This is a genomic window from Geothrix sp. SG200 (assembly GCF_022808935.1).
In the GTDB taxonomy this organism is placed as follows: Bacteria; Acidobacteriota; Holophagae; order Holophagales; family Holophagaceae; genus Geothrix; species Geothrix alkalitolerans.
This window is the reverse complement of sequence record NZ_JAKZFR010000006.1, coordinates 199,541-216,900: the sequence shown is the minus strand read 5'-3', so window position 1 is coordinate 216,900 and position 17,360 is coordinate 199,541. Positions and strand designations below refer to the sequence as shown.

Sequence of the window (17,360 nt, the reverse complement as noted above, 5' to 3'; positions counted from 1 at the left end):
GGGTGGTTCCTCCGATCGCTCGTCCCTGCTCGGAATTCGCTTGCGAATTCCGAGCGCCATCCTGATGGCGGCGAGCCTGACGGCTTCCGCCTCGCCCACCTGGAAGGCGTCGGGCCCGCTGAAGCTGGGCGAACTCCAGGTGCTGGAGCTGCGGGAGGAGGACCCCGCCGCGCCGGCGCCGCCGCGGCCCACGGTGGAGGATCGCCTGGGGCCCCTGCGCCTGCGTTCCATGGAACCCCTGCCCGATGGGCGGGGCTGGCGCTTCCAGGTGCAGGCCCTGGAGCCGGGGCAGGCGGTGATCCCCGCCCTGGACCTGGGCAATGGCCAGCGGGCTCCGGAGCTGCGGCTGGAGGTGCCCCGAACCATCCCTTACGGCGGACCCTGGGTGGGCTTCGGCGGCGGGAACGAGGATCTCCTGCCCGCCATCCCCTTCCCCTGGGCCTGGGCCAGCCTCCTGCTGCTGCCCCCCCTCGCGCTGGCCTTCTGGATCATCCGCCGCTGGCGGAAGGGCTCAGCCAAGCGCCACCTGCACCACGCGACCCAGGTCTTCCGCCGGCACTGGCCCCCGGCCCGGCGGGATCGCACTGCCCTCGACGCCGCCCATGCCCTGGGCCGCGACTTGCTGGCCGCCCGCTTCGGGGATGCCGCCCGCGCCTGGGGTCCTGCGGAATTCCAGGCCCGCAACCTGGGCCCCTGGGACCAGTGGACCAGGAGCCTGGATGCGGCCCGCTTCGGCCGGACCGAGCCGCCCTTCCCGGCCCCGGAGCCGCTGGTGGCCGCCCTGGACGCCCGCGGCGACCAGAAGGGGGACGCGTGATCGCCCTGCGCCAGCCCCTCCTTCTCCTGGTGGCCGTGCCCCTGCTGGTCTGGGCCTGGCGGGTGGTCTACCGGTGGGGCATCCCCTCGTCGCGACCCTCCAGCGCGTTGGCGCGCCTCAGCTCCCACTGGCTGCCGCCGGTGCTGGCCCTGGCCCTGGGCCTGGCCGCCGCAGGCCCCGAGTGGCGCCGGCCCGTGCGGGGCGAGGCCCCCGTGGTGGACTTCGCCGTCGTGCTGGACGGCAGCAGCAGCATGAAGATCCTCGACCGGCCCGGCGAGGATCGTTGGCACGCCGCGCGCCGCACCCTGGCCCAGTTCGTCCAGCGCCGGCCGGATGACCGCTTCGCCCTCATCCTCTTCAGCGCCCACCCGGTGACCCTCAGCCCCCTCACGGCGGACCACACGAGGCTGCTGCGGATGCTGGCCCGCCTCGACCTCGACAGCCGGGACGACGGCACGGCCATCGGCTCGGCGCTGATGACTGCCGTGCGCCGTCTGGAGGACAGCCCGGCCCGCAGCCGCGTGATCCTCCTCATCACGGACGGGGTGCAGAACCGCGGCCGGGTGACCCCCGTGGAGGCCGCGGAAGAGGCGCAACGCAACGGCATCCGCATCCACGCCGTGGCCATCGGCAACGACGGCGAGAGCCTGGTGCCCCTGGAGGGCGGCGGTTTCGCCCGCCTCCGCGTGGAGGTCGACCACGCCACCCTGAAGCAGGTGGCCCACCTCACCGGCGGCGAGTCCTTCAGCGCCGAGGATCCGGGCGGCCTGGCCCGCAGCCTCGCCTCCGTCGACCAGCTTGAGAAGACGCTCCTGCCCGTGGACCAGCCCACGGAAGGCGAGCCCCTGGCGAGCTGGTTCCTCCTGGCGGCGGCCCTGCTGGCGCTGCCCCTGGCCGCGGACCTCGCCTTCAAGCGCGGCAAGCCGCGGCCCGCCTGGGTGGAGGGACCCTGAACATGAACCTCCCCTTCACCCACCCCTGGGTTCTGGCGCCATTCGGCGCGGCGGCAGTCGTGGCCCTGGTCCTCGCCCTGCGCGCCCACCTGCGGCCGGGCCTGGGCGTGCAGGTGGTGGGCCAGCGCCCGCTCTGGCAGGGGCTGGGCATGGCGCTGATGCTGGCGGGCCTGGGGCTCGGCCTGGCTGAGCCCCGCTGGGGTCTGCCGGAGTTCCCGAGGCTGACCGTGCATGTGGTGCTGGACGCCAGCCGATCCATGACCGTGCCTGATGCGGGGGGCCGCTCGCGCTGGGACGCCGCCGTGGCCGCCCTCGACCGCATCTGGTCCCAGCCCCAGGCCGGCCTGCGCTGGAGCCTGGACCTGCTCACCGGCGACGACATCCCTCTCCAGCCCCCCGGGGAAGACCGCACCCTGCTCCGCGAGGCGCTGCGCGCCGTGGTGCCCGGCGAGGTGGGCTCCCCCGGCACGAGCCTGGGCCGCGGCCTGTCCCAGGTGGCTGCCCAGGCGGACCGCGATGCGCCCGCCGTCATCCTCCTGCTCAGCGACGGCGAAGAGACCTGGGAGGTTCCCGAGATCGCCCTGGCCCGTGCTGTGGAGGCCCTGAAGAAGGCGAAGCTCCCGGTCTGCGTGCTGGCCCTGGGAGACGGCCAACCCCACGCCGTGCCCGCCAGGCCCGCGCCCGAAGGCCAGTCCCCCGCCCACCCTCCCACCCAACCATCAGCCCAGTCCTCGGCGGCCGAACCCGCCGCGAGCACCGCCCACCCGGAGTTCCTGGCCCGCCTGGCCCAGGCCACCGGGGGCCAGGTGTTCATGAACGGCGAATCCGCCGCCGGGGGCCTCCAGGCCCTGGCCGCCGGCAAACTGCCCCTGCCGGCCCGGCGTTCCCTCCAGCCGGCCCACCCCGAGGTGGGTGCCTGGCTGGCCCTGGCGGGACTGGCTCTCTGGCTGGCCTTCGCCGGCAAGCCCATGGCCCGGTGGCGGCCTGCCCTGCTCTTCCTGCTGGCCCTGGCCGCGCCCCTCCGCGCCCAGTCCGGGAAGGCCTGGGCACCCCCGAGCGTGAAGGCCTGGTTCGCCCAGCGGGCCCTGGAGAATGGAGACCTGCCCGGCGCCCGCCAGTGGCGTCCGGGGGACGCCAAGCCATCCCATGTGCTCCTGGCCGCCCAGATCGACCTGAGGACCGGCCTTCCTGAAGAGGCCCTGAAGGTCCTGTCCCCCCTGGTGGGTCAGGGGGCCCCGCGGCCGCTGCCGCCCTGGCGGACGCCCGCCCTGCTCCTGGCCGCCCGGGCACACCTTGAGGCCGGGCGCCCCGCTGAAGCCCGGGCCCTGCTGGAGCGCCTGCTGCTGGAACATCCGGGCCAGGCGGACGCCATCCACGATCTGCAGACCCTGGTGAAGGACACCACGCCACCACCCCCCAATCCGAAGACGCCCCCGCCCCCTCCGCCACCCCGCCCCAGCATGGGTGCCCAGCAGGACGAGCTGGAGGGCATCAAGCAGCGCCTGCCCAAGCCCCCGAAGACCCCGGGAGGGGTGAAGGATTTGTAGGGCTGTCAGCTCTCAGCCATCAGCTAAAGAAACGGCGGCCCGGAGGCCGCCGTGCTTTTACTGACAGCTGGCGGCTGATCGCTACTTCGTCCCCAGCCAGGCCGCGAACTCGGCACCGGTGCGGAAGGCGCCCACCTGGCGGCGGACCTCCTTGCCGTTGGCGTCGAGGATCACCATGGTCGGGAAGGCTTCGAGGCGGAACTTGTCGGCCAGCTGCTTCCCCTCGGCCAGGGGGGTGCGGTCCCGCTTCTCCACGAGGGCGGAGAAGGGCACCACCTTGGCGAGGGCGGCCTGGCCCTCGGCGCTGGGGAAGACATTCTTCTGAAGGTACTGGCAGGGCGGGCACCACTCGGTCCAGAGGTCCATGAAGATGACCTTCTTTTCGGCCTTGGCGCGCTTGAGGGCGGACTGGTAGTCGTGCTCCCACTTCACGGGTCCCTGGGCCACCAGGGGCGCGGCGATGAGCAGGAGGGCGGCGAGGGCTTTCATGCTGGAACTCCGGAGAGAGGGCGGATGCACCGCACAGGATGTTGGATGGAGCCAACCGGGCTTCCGTTCCATCTCCCAGGATATCCGGCTAATCCGCCCACCCGGAGCCCCGTAATCCCATGCGAACCGGCGAGTGCCGGACCCCCATTCCTTCCAAGGAGGCCGCCCATGCGTGCCGTCATGATCCCGCTGGCCCTGGCGGCCAGCCTCAGTCTTCCTCTGGCCGCGCAGACCGCGCGGTTCCTCAAGGTGGACATCATCTCCAAGTCCTTCCAGCACCATGCCAGGCACAAGGGTGCGGATGGTCCCAGCGAAGTGCATGTGCGCATGCCCATCAGCCTGGCCAACGGCATCCTCGACATGGCCGGTGATGGGGAAATCAAGATCAATGGCGAGACGAAGAAGGGCATGAAGCCCGAACAGCTCCAGAAGCTGCTGTCCGACGCCAAGCCGGGCGACCTGCTCCTGGAAGTCACCACGGACAAGGGCGATCACATCCGAGTCACCATCGAGTAGCCGGGAGCCCCTCCGCACGCACCCCAAGCCCCGCTTCGGCGGGGCTTTTTGATGGACGCCGGAATCCCCGCACTGAAGACTGAGGACTGAAGACCGAGGACCGCCCCGCCATGGAATCACTGACCGAACTTCGAGTGCGCTACGCCGAGACCGACGCCATGGGCATCGTGCATCACGCGACCTATCCGGTGTGGATGGAGCTGGGCCGCAGCGACTTCCTGCGGGAGCTGGGCCAGAGCTATGCGGACTGGGAGGCCCGGGGCGTGCGCCTGGTGGTCAACGAGATCCGCGTCCGCTTCCGTTCACCGGCCCGCTATGACGAACTGGTGCAGGTCCGGACCTTCCTCCGGGAGACCGGCCGCCGCCGCGTCGTGTTCGGCTACCGCATCGAACGCGACGGGACATTGCTGGCCGAGGGCGAGAGCACCCATCTGGTGGCCGGCTCGGACAACCGGGCCCGCGTGCTGCCGGATGATCTCCTGGAGTTGATTCAGCGCCCCTGAAGCTCGACCTGCAGGCAGAGGCAATTGGACAGCAGGGCCGCCAGGGCATCCATGACCCCCCGCCGGCTCTCGCTGAAGGCATCGGTCTGAAAGCTCTGGAAGCTCACCAGACCCACGGGCCGCCCGCCCGTTCCCAGCGGGATGCCGTACCACGAATGGGGGATGAGGCCTGTGGCCTGCTCCGCCGCGGTCAGGAGGCTTCCGGCCGCCTGTCCCTCCTCCATGGTCCGGATGTAGATGGCCCGATTGCCGGAGAGCACGCGCTCGGACAGGCCCGCCCGATCCGAAAGCCGCCGGGACGGGTGCTGCCGGAGACGCCCGCCCTCGTGGTAGAACACGAACTGCAGCTGGTCGTTGTCCCAGTCCGCCAGGGCCACGTAGAAGCAGGCCAGGCCCAGGGGCTTGAAGGAGACCTCCATGAGGGCCTCGCCGAGTTCGCGGGGGGAGAGGCCGGGGCGGAGGCGTTTCGCGGCGCCCAGAAGAAGGTCCCGGTCCTCGTCCAGGTGCCGCACCAGCTCCTGGGTCTCCGCCATGCGGTTCCGGAGCGCCCGGTTCTCCTCCTCAAGCTGACGCAGCCGCTCCTCCCGTCCCACCGACGCGAGGTCCCTGGTCTTTCCACCGAAGAAACCCATGGGGCACACGAAGCCTTCAGAAGAAGCGATAAAGATGGTTACCTAGTGCCATGAAGATGCGGCGGCCGATCTCCCTTTTCAACACCCTGACCCGAAAGATCGAACCTGTGGTGCCTGTGGTGCCCGGGTCACTCTCGTTGTACACCTGCGGTCCCACGGTCTACAACTACGCACACATTGGAAATTTGCGTACTTTCCTCTTCCAGGACCTGCTCAAGCGGACCTTCCAGGCCGCTGGCCACGACGTCCGTCACTGCATGAACATCACGGATGTGGAGGACAAGATCATCCGGGATTCGCAGGGCGGCCTGCCCGCGGACGCCTCCAACGAGACCCGCCACGGGGCCATGACGGCCCTCACCGAGCGCTTCACGGCCATCTTCCTGGAAGACCTGGACACCCTCCACATCCGGAAGGCGGACTTCCTGCCCCGGGCCACGGCCTACATCCCCCAGATGATCCGCCTGGTGCAGGATCTCGAAGCCAGGGGCCTGGCCTACGCCCGCGAAGGCAGCGTCTATTACCGCATTGCCGGCCTGCCCCAGTACGGCTGCCTGGCCCACCTGGACCGGGAGGGCATGCAGGCGGGCGCCTCCGTGGACGCCGACGAATACGAACGAGACTCCGTCACCGACTTCGTCCTGTGGAAGGCCGCCAAGCCCGGCGAGCCCTGGTGGGACAGCCCCTGGGGCCCTGGCCGTCCCGGCTGGCACATCGAGTGCTCGGCCATGGGCATGGAGCTGCTGGGCGAGCGGGTGGACATCCACAGCGGCGGCGTGGACCTGATCTTCCCCCACCACGAGAACGAGATCGCCCAGAGTGAGGGCAAGCTCGGCCACCGCTGGGTGGAGCACTGGGTCCACGGCGAGTTCCTGCTGGTGGAAGGCCAGAAGATGTCCAAGAGCCTGGGGAACTTCTTTACCCTGCGCGACCTCATTGCGAAGGGCGTGGACCCCATCGCCCTGCGCTACGCCATCCAGAGCAACCACTACCGCAAGGTGCTGAACTTCAGCTTCGAGGGCCTGCGGGCCGCCGAGAACTCCCTCAAGCGCATCCGGGCCTTCCGCAAGCGCATGGAGGGCGAGGGTCAGGCCGGCGGCGGCCCCTGGGCGGAGGCCATCGACCCCATGACCCGCCTGGACCAGGCCCGCGAGGCCTTCTGGGCCGCCATGGCCGACGACCTGAACACACCCGAGGCCCTCGCGGCCATCTTCACCCTCATCAGCGACCTCAACGCCCAGGACGACCACGTGGCCCTCACCCGCGAGGAACGCGACGCCGTGCTGGCCTTCCTGGACGAGGCCGATGCCATCTTCGCCGCCTGGCCCCACGAGGAGGCCAGCCTGGATGCCGATGTGGAAGCTCTCATCGAGGCCCGCCGCGCCGCCAAGGCCGCGAAGAATTGGCCCGAGGCCGACCGCGTGCGCGACCAGCTCAAGGCCATGGGCATCGTCCTGGAGGACCGCAAGGACGGCACCGTGGGCTGGCGCAGAGGCTGATGTTTCCCGGAGGTCCCCCTCGCAACGCATGCGTTGCGAGGATCTAAAGTCGCGCTGCGCGCACACCCCCGGACCCCCGCGCAGAATCCCGGCCAAGCCGGGCTTCTGCTTAAATCCATTCACTATGCAGAAAGACCCTCGTGCCTGGGCACGAGGGTCTTTCTGCGCGAAGGCCTCAGCGGCTGAGTCGCTTCAACGCGATCTGGATGAACTCCGGGGGACCGGGGAGGAGGCCAGAATCAGCGACGGCGTTCTGCCCTTCCTGGGTCAGGAGGAAGTGGATGACCTCGTTCACCGGAGCCGGAAGAGGCTGGCCGGGGGTCCGGTTCAGGTAGGCGTAGAAGAGCCGGGGCATGGGGTACTTGCTGGTGGTGACCGCCTCCTGGTTCGGGAAGCGGGCGTCTTCAATGTGATAGGGCGTCACCGGCAGCACCTTGTTGGCGAAGTACCAGGAGGACATGGTGCCGAAGGCGATGCCCGCCCGATCGGTCATGACCGCCTCAGCCAGCGCCGAGGAATCGCCGCGTTCCTGAATGCCGGGCCGGTACTCGCCCTTGAGCATGGCCTGGGCGGCGAACGAGGTGCGCGTGTTCGTTCCTTCGGCCCGCGCATAGGCGACGATGGGCATCTTGGCCAACTCGCCCTTGACGCCAAGGTCGCCCCAGGTGAGGGCCGGCGCCTTGCTGCCGCCGAGGCGGGTCCTGGAGTAGATGGCGTCCAGCTGCTCCATGGTGATGGAGGTGATCGGATTGGCCTTGTTGACGAAGACGATGTTCGCGTCCAGGCAGACGGGGATGCGCATGGGCATGTAGCCGAACTTCGTCTGGAAGGCCTTGGTCTCCTCGGGCGTGAACTCGCGGTCAGCGAGAATGAGCAGGGCGGCGCCATCCTGGAATTCCTTGACCGCCTCCTTCGTGAGCTTTGACCGGTAGATCAGGTTGGCTTCGGGATGGAACTTCCGGAAACCGGCGGACCACTCGTCGCCGAGATCCATGAGCTCGTCCGCCCCTGGCAGATCGATGGGGCCCTTCACTGCGGCCTGGGCCTGGTAGCGGGGGATCGAAGCGGGCACCTTCGCCCGGATCTGGGCTGTCTGGGCCTGGAGCCCGGTGAAACAGGACATCCCCAGCGCCATGGCCATGCCCGCGGCGAGGTAGGTGTGGTTCCCTCTCATATGAACCCCTTGTTGAATCAGGCATTCCGACTGGGATACCCCCTGCCGGTCCCCTGAGTGTTCCCCGGTTAACTGCCAATGACCTGGAAAGATGCCGCCATAAATGCCCTTTAGGTCGTCATCGTACACCCGAACCCCAATCCCCCCGGTCCCCGCATGGAAACGTGATCCGGATCACGCCGGAGGCAAAAACGCCCTCCAGGTCTGCATCTTCGGAACTCCCCTGGATCCTGTCCCCTGGATCGGGATCCGGGCTCCGGTAGACTGCTCGTGAATCTGGCGGCCCCGCCCCGCCGGCCCGAGGGATCGCCATGGCACTTGCCCGTTGTCTAGCCAGCCTGCTCTGCGGCCTGCTCATGGCGGCGCCGATGTGGGCCCAGGATCCAGCCGCCCACAAGCTGCCGGAGCACCATGCGAAGGCGGGCGTCCACTGCTTCGACTGCCACCACGAGGAAAAGCCCACCAAGAAGGCCGTGGCTTCCGATTCCTGCATGACCTGCCACGGCGACTACCCCGCCATGAAAGCCTTGACCAAGGACGTGAAGCCCAACCCCCACGATTCCCATCTGGGCGAGATCCCCTGCACCGAATGCCACCGGCAACACCAGGCCCCGAAGGTGAAGTGCCTGGAATGCCACGAGGGCAAGTTCAAGTTCAATATCCGCTGAGGGTTCCCGGCGATTCCAGGAGGGCGGCGCGCACCGCCTCCGGAGCCAGCTCCTCCAGGCACTGGCGCCGCTGGCAGGCACGTTCCCGGCACGGGGAGCAGCTGATGCCCGTGCGGAGCACGCGTCCTGACCCCACGGGCAGGCCGGCCACTACGGGATCGCTGGAGCCGTAGAGGCCCAGGGCCGGCACGCCCAGGACGACCGCCAGATGCAGGAGGCCCGTGTCCGGCGCCACCACCCGATCCGCCTGCCGCAGGGCCGCCGCCAGCTGCCAGAAGCCCAGGCGCGGCAGGGCCGGAACCCCGGTTTCGCCAGGCAGCCAGCCGCGGAGATCCTCCTCCTCGGGCCCCAGGGACCACCTCAGGTCCCACCAGTCCTTCAGCATCCCGGCGAGGGTGATCCAGTGGCGCAGGGGCCAGCGCTTGATGGCGCCGCGGCGGGAGGCGCCGGGCACCAGGACGGCGCGAGGTTTCGTCCGGACGGGCCAGACCTCGCCAGGATCCGGCAGGTTCCCGGCTTGGAGCACAGGTCTGAAGCGGCCCAGACCTGGGACGCCCCGGTCCCGCCCGAAGGCCTCGGCCAACCCCAGGGCCTGGTCGTACCGGGTCTGGCGGTGGAAGGCGACTGGATGGGTCTGGAGCGACCCCGCGAACTCCTTGGTGACGCCATCGCCCCAGCGCTCAGGGATGGCCGCCAGCTTCGGGATGAGGGCCGCCTTGAGGATGCCGTGGAAATCCAGGCTGGCCTCGGCATCCCGAACCAGGCCCGCCACGCGCCGCAGTTCCGGCAGGGCTGACAGGGGATTCGAAAGGCGCTTCCGGCAGACGATCACCGGTTCCAGCCAGGGGAGCGGTTCCAGCAGGAACGCATGGCGGTCCTCCACGACGGCCCGGAAGCGCGCCTCCGGGAAAGCTTCCCGGAGGTTGGCCCAGGCCGGCATCACCCGGAGGATGTCGCCGAGGGCGGAGAGGCGGAGCAGGACCAGATCCATGTCCCCATGCTACCTGCGGCTTTCGTTACGCTGGTGGCATGAAGCCCTTCGCCATGGACCAGTCCAAGAATCCCCCGGCCCTGAACGGGTTGGATCGCCTGCTCCGCCGCTTCGGCAGGAGCGCCTACCTGGTGGCGGTCCTGCTGATGTACGCCCTCGTCTCCACGGCGCTGGGCCTCGCCTTGGCGCCGGCCCTGTGGACCTGGGCCCAGGTCCATCCGGGACTGCAGCGGCTCCCCGGCGTCCTGCCCTGGGTGACCCAAGGGATTGCCCTGGCCATCTGCTTCTTCATCTTCGGCCTGACCCTGCTGGTGGTGGTCCCCCTCTACAACTGGCTGCTGCCCACCCGGGTGAAGCCCTTCAAGGGCGGCTACTACACCCTGCACGCCGTGCCCTGGTTCCTCCACAACGGGCTCTTCTACCTGGTGCGCTATACCTTCCTCCCCTTCGTGACGCTCACGCCTTTCGGGGTGTGGTTCCTCAAGGCCATGGGCATGAAGGTCGGGCGCCATGCCTTCATCAACACGGAATACATCAGCGATCCCCAGCTCATCACCATCGGCGATGACGCGGCGCTGGGCGGCAGCGTGCGCCTCTGCGCCCACTACGGCGGCGCCGGGAACCTGGTCATCGCCCCCGTGACGGTCGGGCACCGCGCCACCCTGGGCCTGGCGTGCTGCGTCATGGGCGACGTGGTCATCGGCGACGACGCCACCATCCTGCCCGAGAGCGTGGTGTTGCCGGGAAGTCGGGTGGGGGCGGGGGAGACCTGGGGCGGTGTCCCCGCGCGGAGGATCGAGCGTGAGGATATGGCGAGGATCAAGGCCGAGATCCGGGGCCAGTCTGAAACCAGCAGGTGACACCGCCTGCGGTCTCCGATGCTCACCGCTCGCCGGGTGGCCGAAGCCTTGGGATAAGCCGACATAAAAGGCGGACTAGTCAAAGCTGGACCATGGAACCACAATGGACGTTTTCCCCCGGGGGACGCCCCCTCAACTTTGGGTTACGACTGATGCGTACATTCGCCCTTCTTCCTGCCCTGCTCTTCCCTGCCGCCCTGATCGCCCAGGCGCCAGCCGCGTCCCTCGGGGACCGGCTGAAGGCTGAACGCCCGGTCGTGGACAAGCTGGTGGCGGATCTCCAGTACCCCGAGGCCATGAAGCGGGCCGAGAGCCTGCTTCCCGCCGCCAAGCCCGCCTTCGACAAGAAGGACAACCAGACCATGGTCCAGAGCGCCGTGACCTACATGGACCTCTGCCAGGCCTACCGGATGGCCGTGGAGACCGCGGATGCGGCCGGCCAGTGGGAGAAGGCCCTGGAATACGCGAAGACCGCCAAGACCCTAGCCACTGAGAGCTATGAGGCCATCAAGGATCCCTTCACCCAGACCGTCACCTACTACACCCAGGCCGGCGCCCGAGCCAAGCAGGTGCTTGAGGAGAACGACGCCCGCATCAAGGAGCTCAAGGGGAAGAGCGTGCTCGACCCCGGCGAGCGCCAGGAGCTGGACCTCGCCTTGGGGGTGGAGAAGGAGCAGGCGGACGACGCCAAGTGGGTGAAGTTCTTCCAGACCTACCTCGACGTCACCAAGCGCGAGACCGAGGCCTATGACCCCCTGGTGAAGGTCATGGAGGACAAGCTCAAGGGCGAGGCCAACCAGGTGGAGGAGTACAAGGCCGGCAAGGGCGACAAGCTCAAGTGGGTCGAAGCCGTGGTTTCCAGCCCGGCCTACCTCGAGGCCCAGGGCGACAAGGCCGGCAAGGCGCGCTTCCTGTACCGCCTGGCCGTCTTGGATCCCGAGAGCAAGAAGGTCCAGCACCAGCTCGACGTCCTGTTCGGGAAGGCCCCGGCCACGCCCGTGAAGCCCGCCAAGCCCGCCAGGAAGGGAAAGAAGGGCTGAACCCCTCCTGGGCCTTGTACCCTGAGGACATGGCCCGCCGTTCCACCTCCCGCATCCCCGTCCGTCCCCCGGCTCGCACACCCGATCGGCGGGAATCCCCGAAAGCCCCGCGGCCTGCCGCGGGGCTTCGTCCGTACGAAACCTTCGAGGCCACCTTCCTGGGCCATCCCGAAGGCGCCGGCGGCTTCCTGCGGCTGGCCGGGATGCCCAAGGGCCCCGGCATGGACCTCCTCGTGGACTGGCGGGATGCCCACGGCGCCATCCACGGCGACAGGGTCCTGGCCGAAGTCTGCGGCGAGGGCTGGGACGGCCGCCTCAAGGCCCGTGTATTGGAGGTCAAGGGCCGGGGCGAGGTCCCCCTGCCGGGCACGCTCCAGAAGCAGCCCTGGGGCTGGCGGGTGGTGCCCCTGGAACCCCGCCTCTCCCAGATCATCTCCGTCGCACCCACGGACCTGGCCGAGGATGGCGAGCTGGTGAGCGTGAAGCTGGACGCCGATCCCGAGGCCAAGCAGCTGCACGGCACCGTGGTGGCCCGGCTGGGGAAGAAGACCGATCTGAAGATCGAGAACAGGCTGACCGCTGCGCTCTTCAACCTGCGCACGGCCTTCCCTGAGGCCGTGATGAAGGAGCTGGCGCCCTTCCCCACGGCGATCTCCGCCGAGTGGATCCAGGGGCGGGAGGACTTTCGGCAGACGCTCACGTGCACCGTGGACCCCCCCACGGCCAAGGACTTCGACGACGCCATCAGCCTGGAGGTGCTGCCCAAGTCCGAAGGCGGCGGCTGGCTGCTGGGCGTCCACATCGCGGACGTGAGCCACTACGTCGCGGAGGGTGGCCCCCTGGATGAGGAGGCCCGCCTGCGGGGCACCTCGGTGTATTTCCCGGACGAGGCCATCCCCATGATCCCGGACCGCCTCAGTGGCGATCTGTGCAGCCTGCGAGAAGGCGTGGACCGCCTGACCATGACGGCCTGGATGACGATCTCGCCCGACCTGGAAGTGGTGGAGACGCGCCTCTCCGAAAGCGTCATCCGCAGCGCGAAGCGCCTCACCTACGACGAGGTGAAGGAGGCCTGCATCGACCTCTCGACGCGGAAACGGGCCGAGCTGGGCGAGGACCTCTGCGCCCTGCTCGACGAATCGCTGGTGCTGTCGCGGCGCCTCACCGTGGCCCGCCTGGGCCGCGGCGCCATGAACCTGGACACCGAGGAGGCCGAGTTCATCTTCGACGCCGAAGGCCGCCCCGTGGACGCGCGCCGCTATCCGCGCCACGATGCCCACCGCATGATCGAGGAGTTCATGCTGCTGGCCAACGAAGCCGTGGCCCAGTTCTTCACGCGCAGGAAGGTCCCCACCATCTACCGCATCCACGACGAGCCCGACCCGCTGAAGCTGGAGATCTTCGCGGAGGTGGCGCGCACCTTCGGTCTGCTGAAGCCCAAGGAGACCCCCACGCCGGAGCACCTCAACGCCATGCTGGACAAGATCCGGGGCGGCCCTCTGGAGGTGATGATCAACACCCTGCTGCTGCGCAGCCTCAAGCGGGCCGAGTACAGCGCCGAGAACATCGGCCACTCGGGCCTGGCGCTTCAGAACTACCTGCACTTCACCAGCCCCATCCGCCGCTATCCCGACCTCGTCGTCCACCGGATGCTGCGCAAAGTGCTGCGGGGCGAGCGGCTGCCCGAGGCTCTCCAGAGCCACCTGGCCGTGCTGGCCAAGGGTGCCAGCGACGCCGAGCAGAAGGCCACCGAGGCCGAGCGCGAGAACGACAAGTGGAAGGCCTGCCTGCTGATGAAGTCCCGCATTGGGCAACGTTTCCGGGGCCGCATCCAGGGCTTCTCCGCCAAGGTGGTGTTCATCACCCTCGACGCTCCCTTCGTGGAGGTGGGCGTTCCCCTGGCGGCCCTGGGCGGCGGTTTCTGGATCGACGAGCACCGCACCAAGGCCACGGGGCTCCGCGGGTCCGTCGTGCTCACCATCGGCGACGCCGTGGAGGTCGAGGTCACCGCCGTGGACGAGGACCTGCGCCGCATCAGCGCCTGGATGACCGAAGCCAAGGCCCAGGACGCCCACGGGAAGGCGTTCACGTTCGTGCCGACGCTCGCCGCGCCCGCGACGCTGCGGGAAGGCGACTTCGAGAAGCCGAGGCGGGGGGGCGGGGGCCGGGCCCGGGAGCCCAAGGTGCGTCATGAGGCGCCGCCGAAGGGCCGGCCGCCGAAGAAGGCCCGGGAGGCCAAACCCAAACCGCCCAAGGGGTCGGTCCGGGGCGGCGGCAAGCGGAAGGGCCGATGATCGTCGCGCCCTCGCCCGTGCGGTGCCTGGGCGTGGACCCGGGCTCCCTGGCCTGCGGCTGGGCGGTGGTGGAGCGCTTCGGCTCGCGCCTGACCCTGGTGGAGGCAGGTGTCATCCGCAGCCCCCGGGGCGCCGACTTCGACCAGCGGGCCCTGCGCATCCATGAGCGCCTGGCGGAGGCCATCGCCACCCACGAGCCCGGCTTCATGGCCGTGGAGTCCCCCTTCGTGGAGAAGAACGCCGCCACGGCCCTGAAGCTGGGCCAGATCCGGGGCGGCATCCTGCTCACGGCGGCCCTCCACGGCCTGCCCGTGGGCGACTACAACCCCATGCAGGTGAAGAAGGCCGTCAGCGGCTACGGCTGGGCAGACAAGAGCCAGGTGGGGAAGATGGTCATGACCCTGCTGAACCTGAGGGAGCCCCTGGCGGCCGATGCGGCCGACGCCGCCGCCGTGGCCATCGGCCATCTGCTGGCCACCCGGCGGGTCTGATCCGCCCCGTTGACAACCTGAATGTCATGTTTTTCAAGGGCTTCCGGAATTGTCATGGCGACCATGACAAAAATGTCCGTAACTCGTGACATTTCTTGTGATGTCTATCACTAGCATTGGGAATCATCAAAGACGATGATGATGTCCAGCAAGCAGTGGAGTGGCCATGCACATGGATGCCAGCGTTCGACAGCACAACCCCGCCTTCTGGACCACCGCCGAGCGGCTGCACGAGGTCTTCAACCAGCTCGAGTCCAAGATGAGCGCCTCCCCGCGCGGCCTCGCCGTCCTTCGCCAGGTGCAGGCCCTCGAGGCCGAGCTCGAGGCCGAGGTCATGCACCGCAGCCATCGGACCTTCGCAGCCTAAAGCCCGATCCTGCGCAGAACGGCCCGGCGATGCCGGGCCGTTCTGCGTACGGGAAAGCCTCATGGCTTCTTCATCTGGAAGGTGAAGGTCTTCCAGGGGGCGTCCAGCAGCACTCGGGTGTCTCCGCGCCAGCCCGTGCCGGGCTCCTCGCCACGGATCACCAGGCTCGCCCCGGCCTTCGAAGCGTCCACCAGGATCCTGGGCCTGACCTCCTCCCAGGGCCCCACGGCGTAGGTCCCGTCCTGGCGCTTCTCCCCGATCTGGATGGTGCCCAACGCCTTGGCGCCTTCCGCGGGCAGCAGGTCCAGTTTCAGGCTGCCGCGGCTGCTCGCACGGATTTGGAGCGTGATCTGGCCTCCGCCTCCCCGCCGGATCACACCCTGCACTTCGCCCTCGGCCAGCGGGGCCTCCGGCTGCACGGCCTTCGCGGCCAGCACATCCATCACCAGGCTCCGGTAGCGGGTGGCCTCCTCGGTGATGCGCCCCTCGTCCAGGGCCTTCTCCCCGCAGTTGTAGGCCGCCACCGCCTTCTGGACGTCCCCCTGGTACCGGTCCAGCAGGAAGCGCAGGTACTTCGCGCCTGCGGCCATCACCTGGGCGGGATCCTCCAGGTCCGTCGCACCGAATTTCCGGGCGGTTTCGGGCATGACCTGGAGCATCCCCGTGGCACCCATGGTGCTCTTGGCCTTGGCGTTGAAGCCACTCTCCACCCAGGCCATGCTGCGGAGCAGCTGGGGGTCCAGCCCCTCCCGAGCGGCCAGGACGTCCAGCTGGGCGATGACGGTGGCCGGAGCCCCGATGGGTGGGAACGCCGGAGCCGCGGCCCGCAAGGCGAGGGCCAGGCCGGGGAGCAGCAGGAAGGTCAGGGCGCCTCCGAGGGGACCCCTGACAGGTTTCGGGGAGAGCAGACGTTCGATTCGGGTGAGCAGATGTCCTCCTCGGGCCGCGAGGGCCGGGAACAACAGGTGGGGAAGGGGTCGCTGGAGGTCGTCCAGCGCGTTGAGGGCCAAGGCCAGGCGCCGCGGATCGCCAAGCATCTCGGCCGCCAGGTCGTCGGAGAGCTCCTCGCGTTCGGCCCGGATCCTGGCCGAAAGCCACCAGATGGCGGGATGGAAGAAGAGGAGGGTCTCTGCGATGCCCTGGAGGAGGTTGGCCAGGTAGTCCAGGCGGCGCACGTGGGCCAATTCATGGGCCAGGAGCGCCTCCAGGAAGCCGGGCGGAAGGCCTGTGAGCAGGGTTGCCGGAAGGAGCACCACCGGCTTCCAGAGCCCGAGGGCCACAGGCGATTGGGGCGTTTGGCCATGCCCCACCAGGAGAAGACGCACCTTGCGCAGGATTCCCAGGCGCCGGGCCAGGTCATCGAGCGAGTCCTGCCAGTCCCGGGGGGCCGGTACGCCCCTCCGCTTCCAGCTCAAGCTGAGGGCATACCCGCCGCCCAGGCGGAGGGCCATGAGGCTCGCTCCCACCGCCCAGAGAACCACCAGGGCGGGCAGACGGGGCTGGAGCGCGGCCTCCAGCCGCGCCAGCAGGGGCCTGGAGGCCCTGTCCGCCCGGGGCAGGAAGGCCGCCGGGCCACCCTGCGCGGCCTCGGCCACCTGGACCGGGCCCGCCCCCAGCAGGGCCGGACGGTGGAAATGCCAGGCCGTGGCCGCAGGCAGCCCCAGGCAGAGGGCCAGGATCAGGCCATTCATGGCGTGCCGTGCCCGGCCCCGGAGAAGGAGGCCACCCAAGGCCGCCAGGGCCGCCAGCAGACCGTCCTGCCAGAGGGCGTGGACGAGAGCCCATCCCAGGATCTGAACGATGGCAGCCATCACTCCTCCCTCCCCAGCAGCTCGCGGATGCGGGCCTTTTCCTCGGGACTGACGGGGCCGGAGCGGAGGGCCGCGAGCACCAGCGCGGCGGCGGATCCTCCGAAGAGGCGCTCGCTCAGATCAGACACCAGCCCCCCCTCCATGGCCGCCCGGCTGTGGGCTGGGGCATAGACATGGCTGCGCTGGCGCTCGTCCCGGGTCACCAGGCCCTTGTCCAGCATCACCTGGAGCATCCGCAGGACGCCGGTGTAGGCGTATTCCTCCGTGAGGTTCAGGCGGGCATGCACCTCCTTCACGGTGGACGGCCCCAGGTCCCAGAGGACCCGCAGGAACTTGAGCTCCACGTCGGTCGGCTTGTTCGGTCGCTTCATGGGAATCCTACACAAGATGGTGTAGACAATTTTGTGTAGATTCGCCCGATTGTCAAGGGACCCCTGGAGATGAAACCCCGACGAGCTTGCGCGCAGGGGCCTGCGGACATTCGAATAAGGCAAAGCCCGGTTGCGCCGGGATTTGCCGCGGGGGCCCGGGGGTATGCGCGCAGCGAACCCATAGATCCCTGCAACGCATGCGTTGCGGGGGGAACCCCCGGACGATGGGGCAAGGCAAAGCCCGGCTACGCCGGGATTTGCCGCGGGGGCCCGGGGGTGTTCGCGCAGCGAGCCCATAGATCCCTGCAACGCATGCGTTGCGGGGGGAACCCCCGGA

The 17,360-nt window shown here is 69.1% G+C and carries 18 protein-coding genes; 12 read left to right on the top strand and 6 right to left on the bottom strand.

Annotated features, from left to right (window positions below; genetic code table 11):
- Nucleotides 1-40 precede the first annotated feature (40 nt).
- From ML539_RS13000 to ML539_RS12990, 3 genes are read left to right on the top strand one after another with little or no spacing between them, the layout of a single operon-like run.
- Nucleotides 41-817 carry a hypothetical protein gene (locus ML539_RS13000; RefSeq protein WP_243324477.1) on the top strand — a complete coding sequence of 259 codons (777 nt, stop codon included), beginning with the start codon at nucleotides 41-43 and terminating at the stop codon, nucleotides 815-817.
- A complete protein-coding gene (locus tag ML539_RS12995) occupies nucleotides 814-1,770 on the top strand; it encodes a VWA domain-containing protein (RefSeq protein WP_243324475.1) in 957 nt (318 codons plus the stop codon). The genes ML539_RS13000 and ML539_RS12995 overlap by 4 nt, the downstream gene beginning before the upstream one ends.
- Before the next feature lie 2 nt (nucleotides 1,771-1,772).
- Nucleotides 1,773-3,317 carry a vWA domain-containing protein gene (locus ML539_RS12990; protein WP_243324473.1) on the top strand — a complete coding sequence of 515 codons (1,545 nt, stop codon included), beginning with the start codon at nucleotides 1,773-1,775 and terminating at the stop codon, nucleotides 3,315-3,317.
- Nucleotides 3,318-3,398: 81 nt separating this feature from the next.
- On the opposite strand, the gene ML539_RS12985 is transcribed toward ML539_RS12990, so the two are convergent.
- Nucleotides 3,399-3,806: a thioredoxin fold domain-containing protein gene (locus tag ML539_RS12985; protein WP_243324471.1), complete on the bottom strand. Its 408-nt coding sequence runs from the start codon at nucleotides 3,804-3,806 to the stop codon at nucleotides 3,399-3,401.
- 168 nt (nucleotides 3,807-3,974) lie between these two features.
- On the opposite strand from ML539_RS12985, the gene ML539_RS12980 reads away from it, so the two are divergent.
- Both ML539_RS12980 and ML539_RS12975 read left to right on the top strand, forming a co-directional pair.
- Nucleotides 3,975-4,322, top strand: coding sequence for a hypothetical protein (locus ML539_RS12980; RefSeq protein WP_243324469.1), 348 nt, complete (start codon nucleotides 3,975-3,977; stop codon nucleotides 4,320-4,322).
- Between the two features lie 110 nt (nucleotides 4,323-4,432).
- Nucleotides 4,433-4,825, top strand: a complete 393-nt coding sequence (locus ML539_RS12975; protein WP_243324467.1) for a thioesterase family protein — start codon at nucleotides 4,433-4,435, stop codon at nucleotides 4,823-4,825.
- Here the strand turns inward: ML539_RS12975 and ML539_RS12970 are convergent.
- The gene (locus tag ML539_RS12970) at nucleotides 4,813-5,457 is read right to left on the bottom strand and encodes a GAF domain-containing protein (protein WP_243324595.1); all 645 of its coding nucleotides are present in this window, start codon (nucleotides 5,455-5,457) and stop codon (nucleotides 4,813-4,815) included. The genes ML539_RS12975 and ML539_RS12970 overlap by 13 nt on opposite strands.
- Before the next feature lie 50 nt (nucleotides 5,458-5,507).
- Here ML539_RS12970 and cysS point away from each other — a divergent pair, with 50 nt between their 5' ends.
- Complete coding sequence (gene cysS, locus ML539_RS12965; protein ID WP_347710765.1) at nucleotides 5,508-6,956, top strand: cysteine--tRNA ligase; 1,449 nt, start codon at nucleotides 5,508-5,510, stop codon at nucleotides 6,954-6,956.
- A 175-nt stretch (nucleotides 6,957-7,131) separates the two neighbouring features.
- On the opposite strand, the gene ML539_RS12960 is transcribed toward cysS, so the two are convergent.
- A complete protein-coding gene (locus tag ML539_RS12960) occupies nucleotides 7,132-8,130 on the bottom strand; it encodes a substrate-binding domain-containing protein (protein ID WP_243324464.1) in 999 nt (332 codons plus the stop codon).
- Between the two features lie 311 nt (nucleotides 8,131-8,441).
- Between ML539_RS12960 and ML539_RS12955 the strand changes: the two genes are divergently transcribed.
- The gene (locus ML539_RS12955; protein WP_243324460.1) at nucleotides 8,442-8,798 is read left to right on the top strand and encodes a cytochrome c3 family protein; all 357 of its coding nucleotides are present in this window, start codon (nucleotides 8,442-8,444) and stop codon (nucleotides 8,796-8,798) included.
- Here ML539_RS12955 and ML539_RS12950 read toward each other — a convergent pair.
- On the bottom strand, nucleotides 8,785-9,789 hold the full coding sequence (locus ML539_RS12950; RefSeq protein ID WP_243324459.1) for a glycosyltransferase family 9 protein: 1,005 nt from the start codon (nucleotides 9,787-9,789) through the stop codon (nucleotides 8,785-8,787). The genes ML539_RS12955 and ML539_RS12950 overlap by 14 nt on opposite strands.
- 38 nt (nucleotides 9,790-9,827) lie before the next feature.
- Here ML539_RS12950 and ML539_RS12945 point away from each other — a divergent pair, with 38 nt between their 5' ends.
- The 5 genes from ML539_RS12945 to ML539_RS12925 all read left to right on the top strand — a co-directional run bounded on the left by ML539_RS12945 (nucleotide 9,828) and on the right by ML539_RS12925 (nucleotide 14,841).
- Entirely contained in the window at nucleotides 9,828-10,649 is an 822-nt protein-coding gene (locus ML539_RS12945; RefSeq protein ID WP_243324458.1) for a hypothetical protein, read from the top strand.
- Nucleotides 10,650-10,801: 152 nt separating this feature from the next.
- A complete protein-coding gene (locus ML539_RS12940) occupies nucleotides 10,802-11,689 on the top strand; it encodes a hypothetical protein (protein WP_243324457.1) in 888 nt (295 codons plus the stop codon).
- Between the two features lie 29 nt (nucleotides 11,690-11,718).
- Complete coding sequence (locus ML539_RS12935) at nucleotides 11,719-13,983, top strand: VacB/RNase II family 3'-5' exoribonuclease (protein ID WP_243324456.1); 2,265 nt, start codon at nucleotides 11,719-11,721, stop codon at nucleotides 13,981-13,983.
- A complete protein-coding gene (gene ruvC / locus ML539_RS12930; protein WP_243324455.1) occupies nucleotides 13,980-14,474 on the top strand; it encodes a crossover junction endodeoxyribonuclease RuvC in 495 nt (164 codons plus the stop codon). Before ML539_RS12935 ends, ruvC begins: the two co-directional genes overlap by 4 nt.
- Nucleotides 14,475-14,640: 166 nt before the next feature.
- The gene (locus ML539_RS12925; protein WP_243288661.1) at nucleotides 14,641-14,841 is read left to right on the top strand and encodes a hypothetical protein; all 201 of its coding nucleotides are present in this window, start codon (nucleotides 14,641-14,643) and stop codon (nucleotides 14,839-14,841) included.
- A gap of 59 nt (nucleotides 14,842-14,900) precedes the next feature.
- Here ML539_RS12925 and ML539_RS12920 read toward each other — a convergent pair whose 3' ends face one another.
- Both ML539_RS12920 and ML539_RS12915 read right to left on the bottom strand, forming a co-directional pair.
- On the bottom strand, nucleotides 14,901-16,652 hold the full coding sequence (locus ML539_RS12920; protein ID WP_243324454.1) for a transglycosylase SLT domain-containing protein: 1,752 nt from the start codon (nucleotides 16,650-16,652) through the stop codon (nucleotides 14,901-14,903).
- Entirely contained in the window at nucleotides 16,652-17,023 is a 372-nt protein-coding gene (locus tag ML539_RS12915; protein ID WP_243324453.1) for a BlaI/MecI/CopY family transcriptional regulator, read from the bottom strand. Before ML539_RS12915 ends, ML539_RS12920 begins: the two co-directional genes overlap by 1 nt.
- Between the last annotated feature and the right edge of the window lie 337 nt (nucleotides 17,024-17,360).

Coding starts and splice junctions, on each gene's coding strand:
- ML539_RS12950 (WP_243324459.1), bottom strand. CDS start 9,789: ATGGATCTGGTCCTGCTCCGCCTCTCCGCCCTCGGCGACATCCTCCGG.
- ML539_RS12970 (WP_243324595.1), bottom strand. CDS start 5,457: ATGGGTTTCTTCGGTGGAAAGACCAGGGACCTCGCGTCGGTGGGACGG.
- ML539_RS12955 (WP_243324460.1), top strand. CDS start 8,442: ATGGCACTTGCCCGTTGTCTAGCCAGCCTGCTCTGCGGCCTGCTCATG.
- ML539_RS12980 (WP_243324469.1), top strand. CDS start 3,975: ATGCGTGCCGTCATGATCCCGCTGGCCCTGGCGGCCAGCCTCAGTCTT.
- ML539_RS12920 (WP_243324454.1), bottom strand. CDS start 16,652: ATGGCTGCCATCGTTCAGATCCTGGGATGGGCTCTCGTCCACGCCCTC.
- ML539_RS12915 (WP_243324453.1), bottom strand. CDS start 17,023: ATGAAGCGACCGAACAAGCCGACCGACGTGGAGCTCAAGTTCCTGCGG.
- cysS (WP_347710765.1), top strand. CDS start 5,508: ATGAAGATGCGGCGGCCGATCTCCCTTTTCAACACCCTGACCCGAAAG.
- ML539_RS12960 (WP_243324464.1), bottom strand. CDS start 8,130: ATGAGAGGGAACCACACCTACCTCGCCGCGGGCATGGCCATGGCGCTG.
- ruvC (WP_243324455.1), top strand. CDS start 13,980: ATGATCGTCGCGCCCTCGCCCGTGCGGTGCCTGGGCGTGGACCCGGGC.
- ML539_RS12945 (WP_243324458.1), top strand. CDS start 9,828: ATGAAGCCCTTCGCCATGGACCAGTCCAAGAATCCCCCGGCCCTGAAC.
- ML539_RS12935 (WP_243324456.1), top strand. CDS start 11,719: ATGGCCCGCCGTTCCACCTCCCGCATCCCCGTCCGTCCCCCGGCTCGC.
- ML539_RS12990 (WP_243324473.1), top strand. CDS start 1,773: ATGAACCTCCCCTTCACCCACCCCTGGGTTCTGGCGCCATTCGGCGCG.
- ML539_RS12940 (WP_243324457.1), top strand. CDS start 10,802: ATGCGTACATTCGCCCTTCTTCCTGCCCTGCTCTTCCCTGCCGCCCTG.
- ML539_RS12985 (WP_243324471.1), bottom strand. CDS start 3,806: ATGAAAGCCCTCGCCGCCCTCCTGCTCATCGCCGCGCCCCTGGTGGCC.
- ML539_RS12975 (WP_243324467.1), top strand. CDS start 4,433: ATGGAATCACTGACCGAACTTCGAGTGCGCTACGCCGAGACCGACGCC.
- ML539_RS12925 (WP_243288661.1), top strand. CDS start 14,641: ATGCACATGGATGCCAGCGTTCGACAGCACAACCCCGCCTTCTGGACC.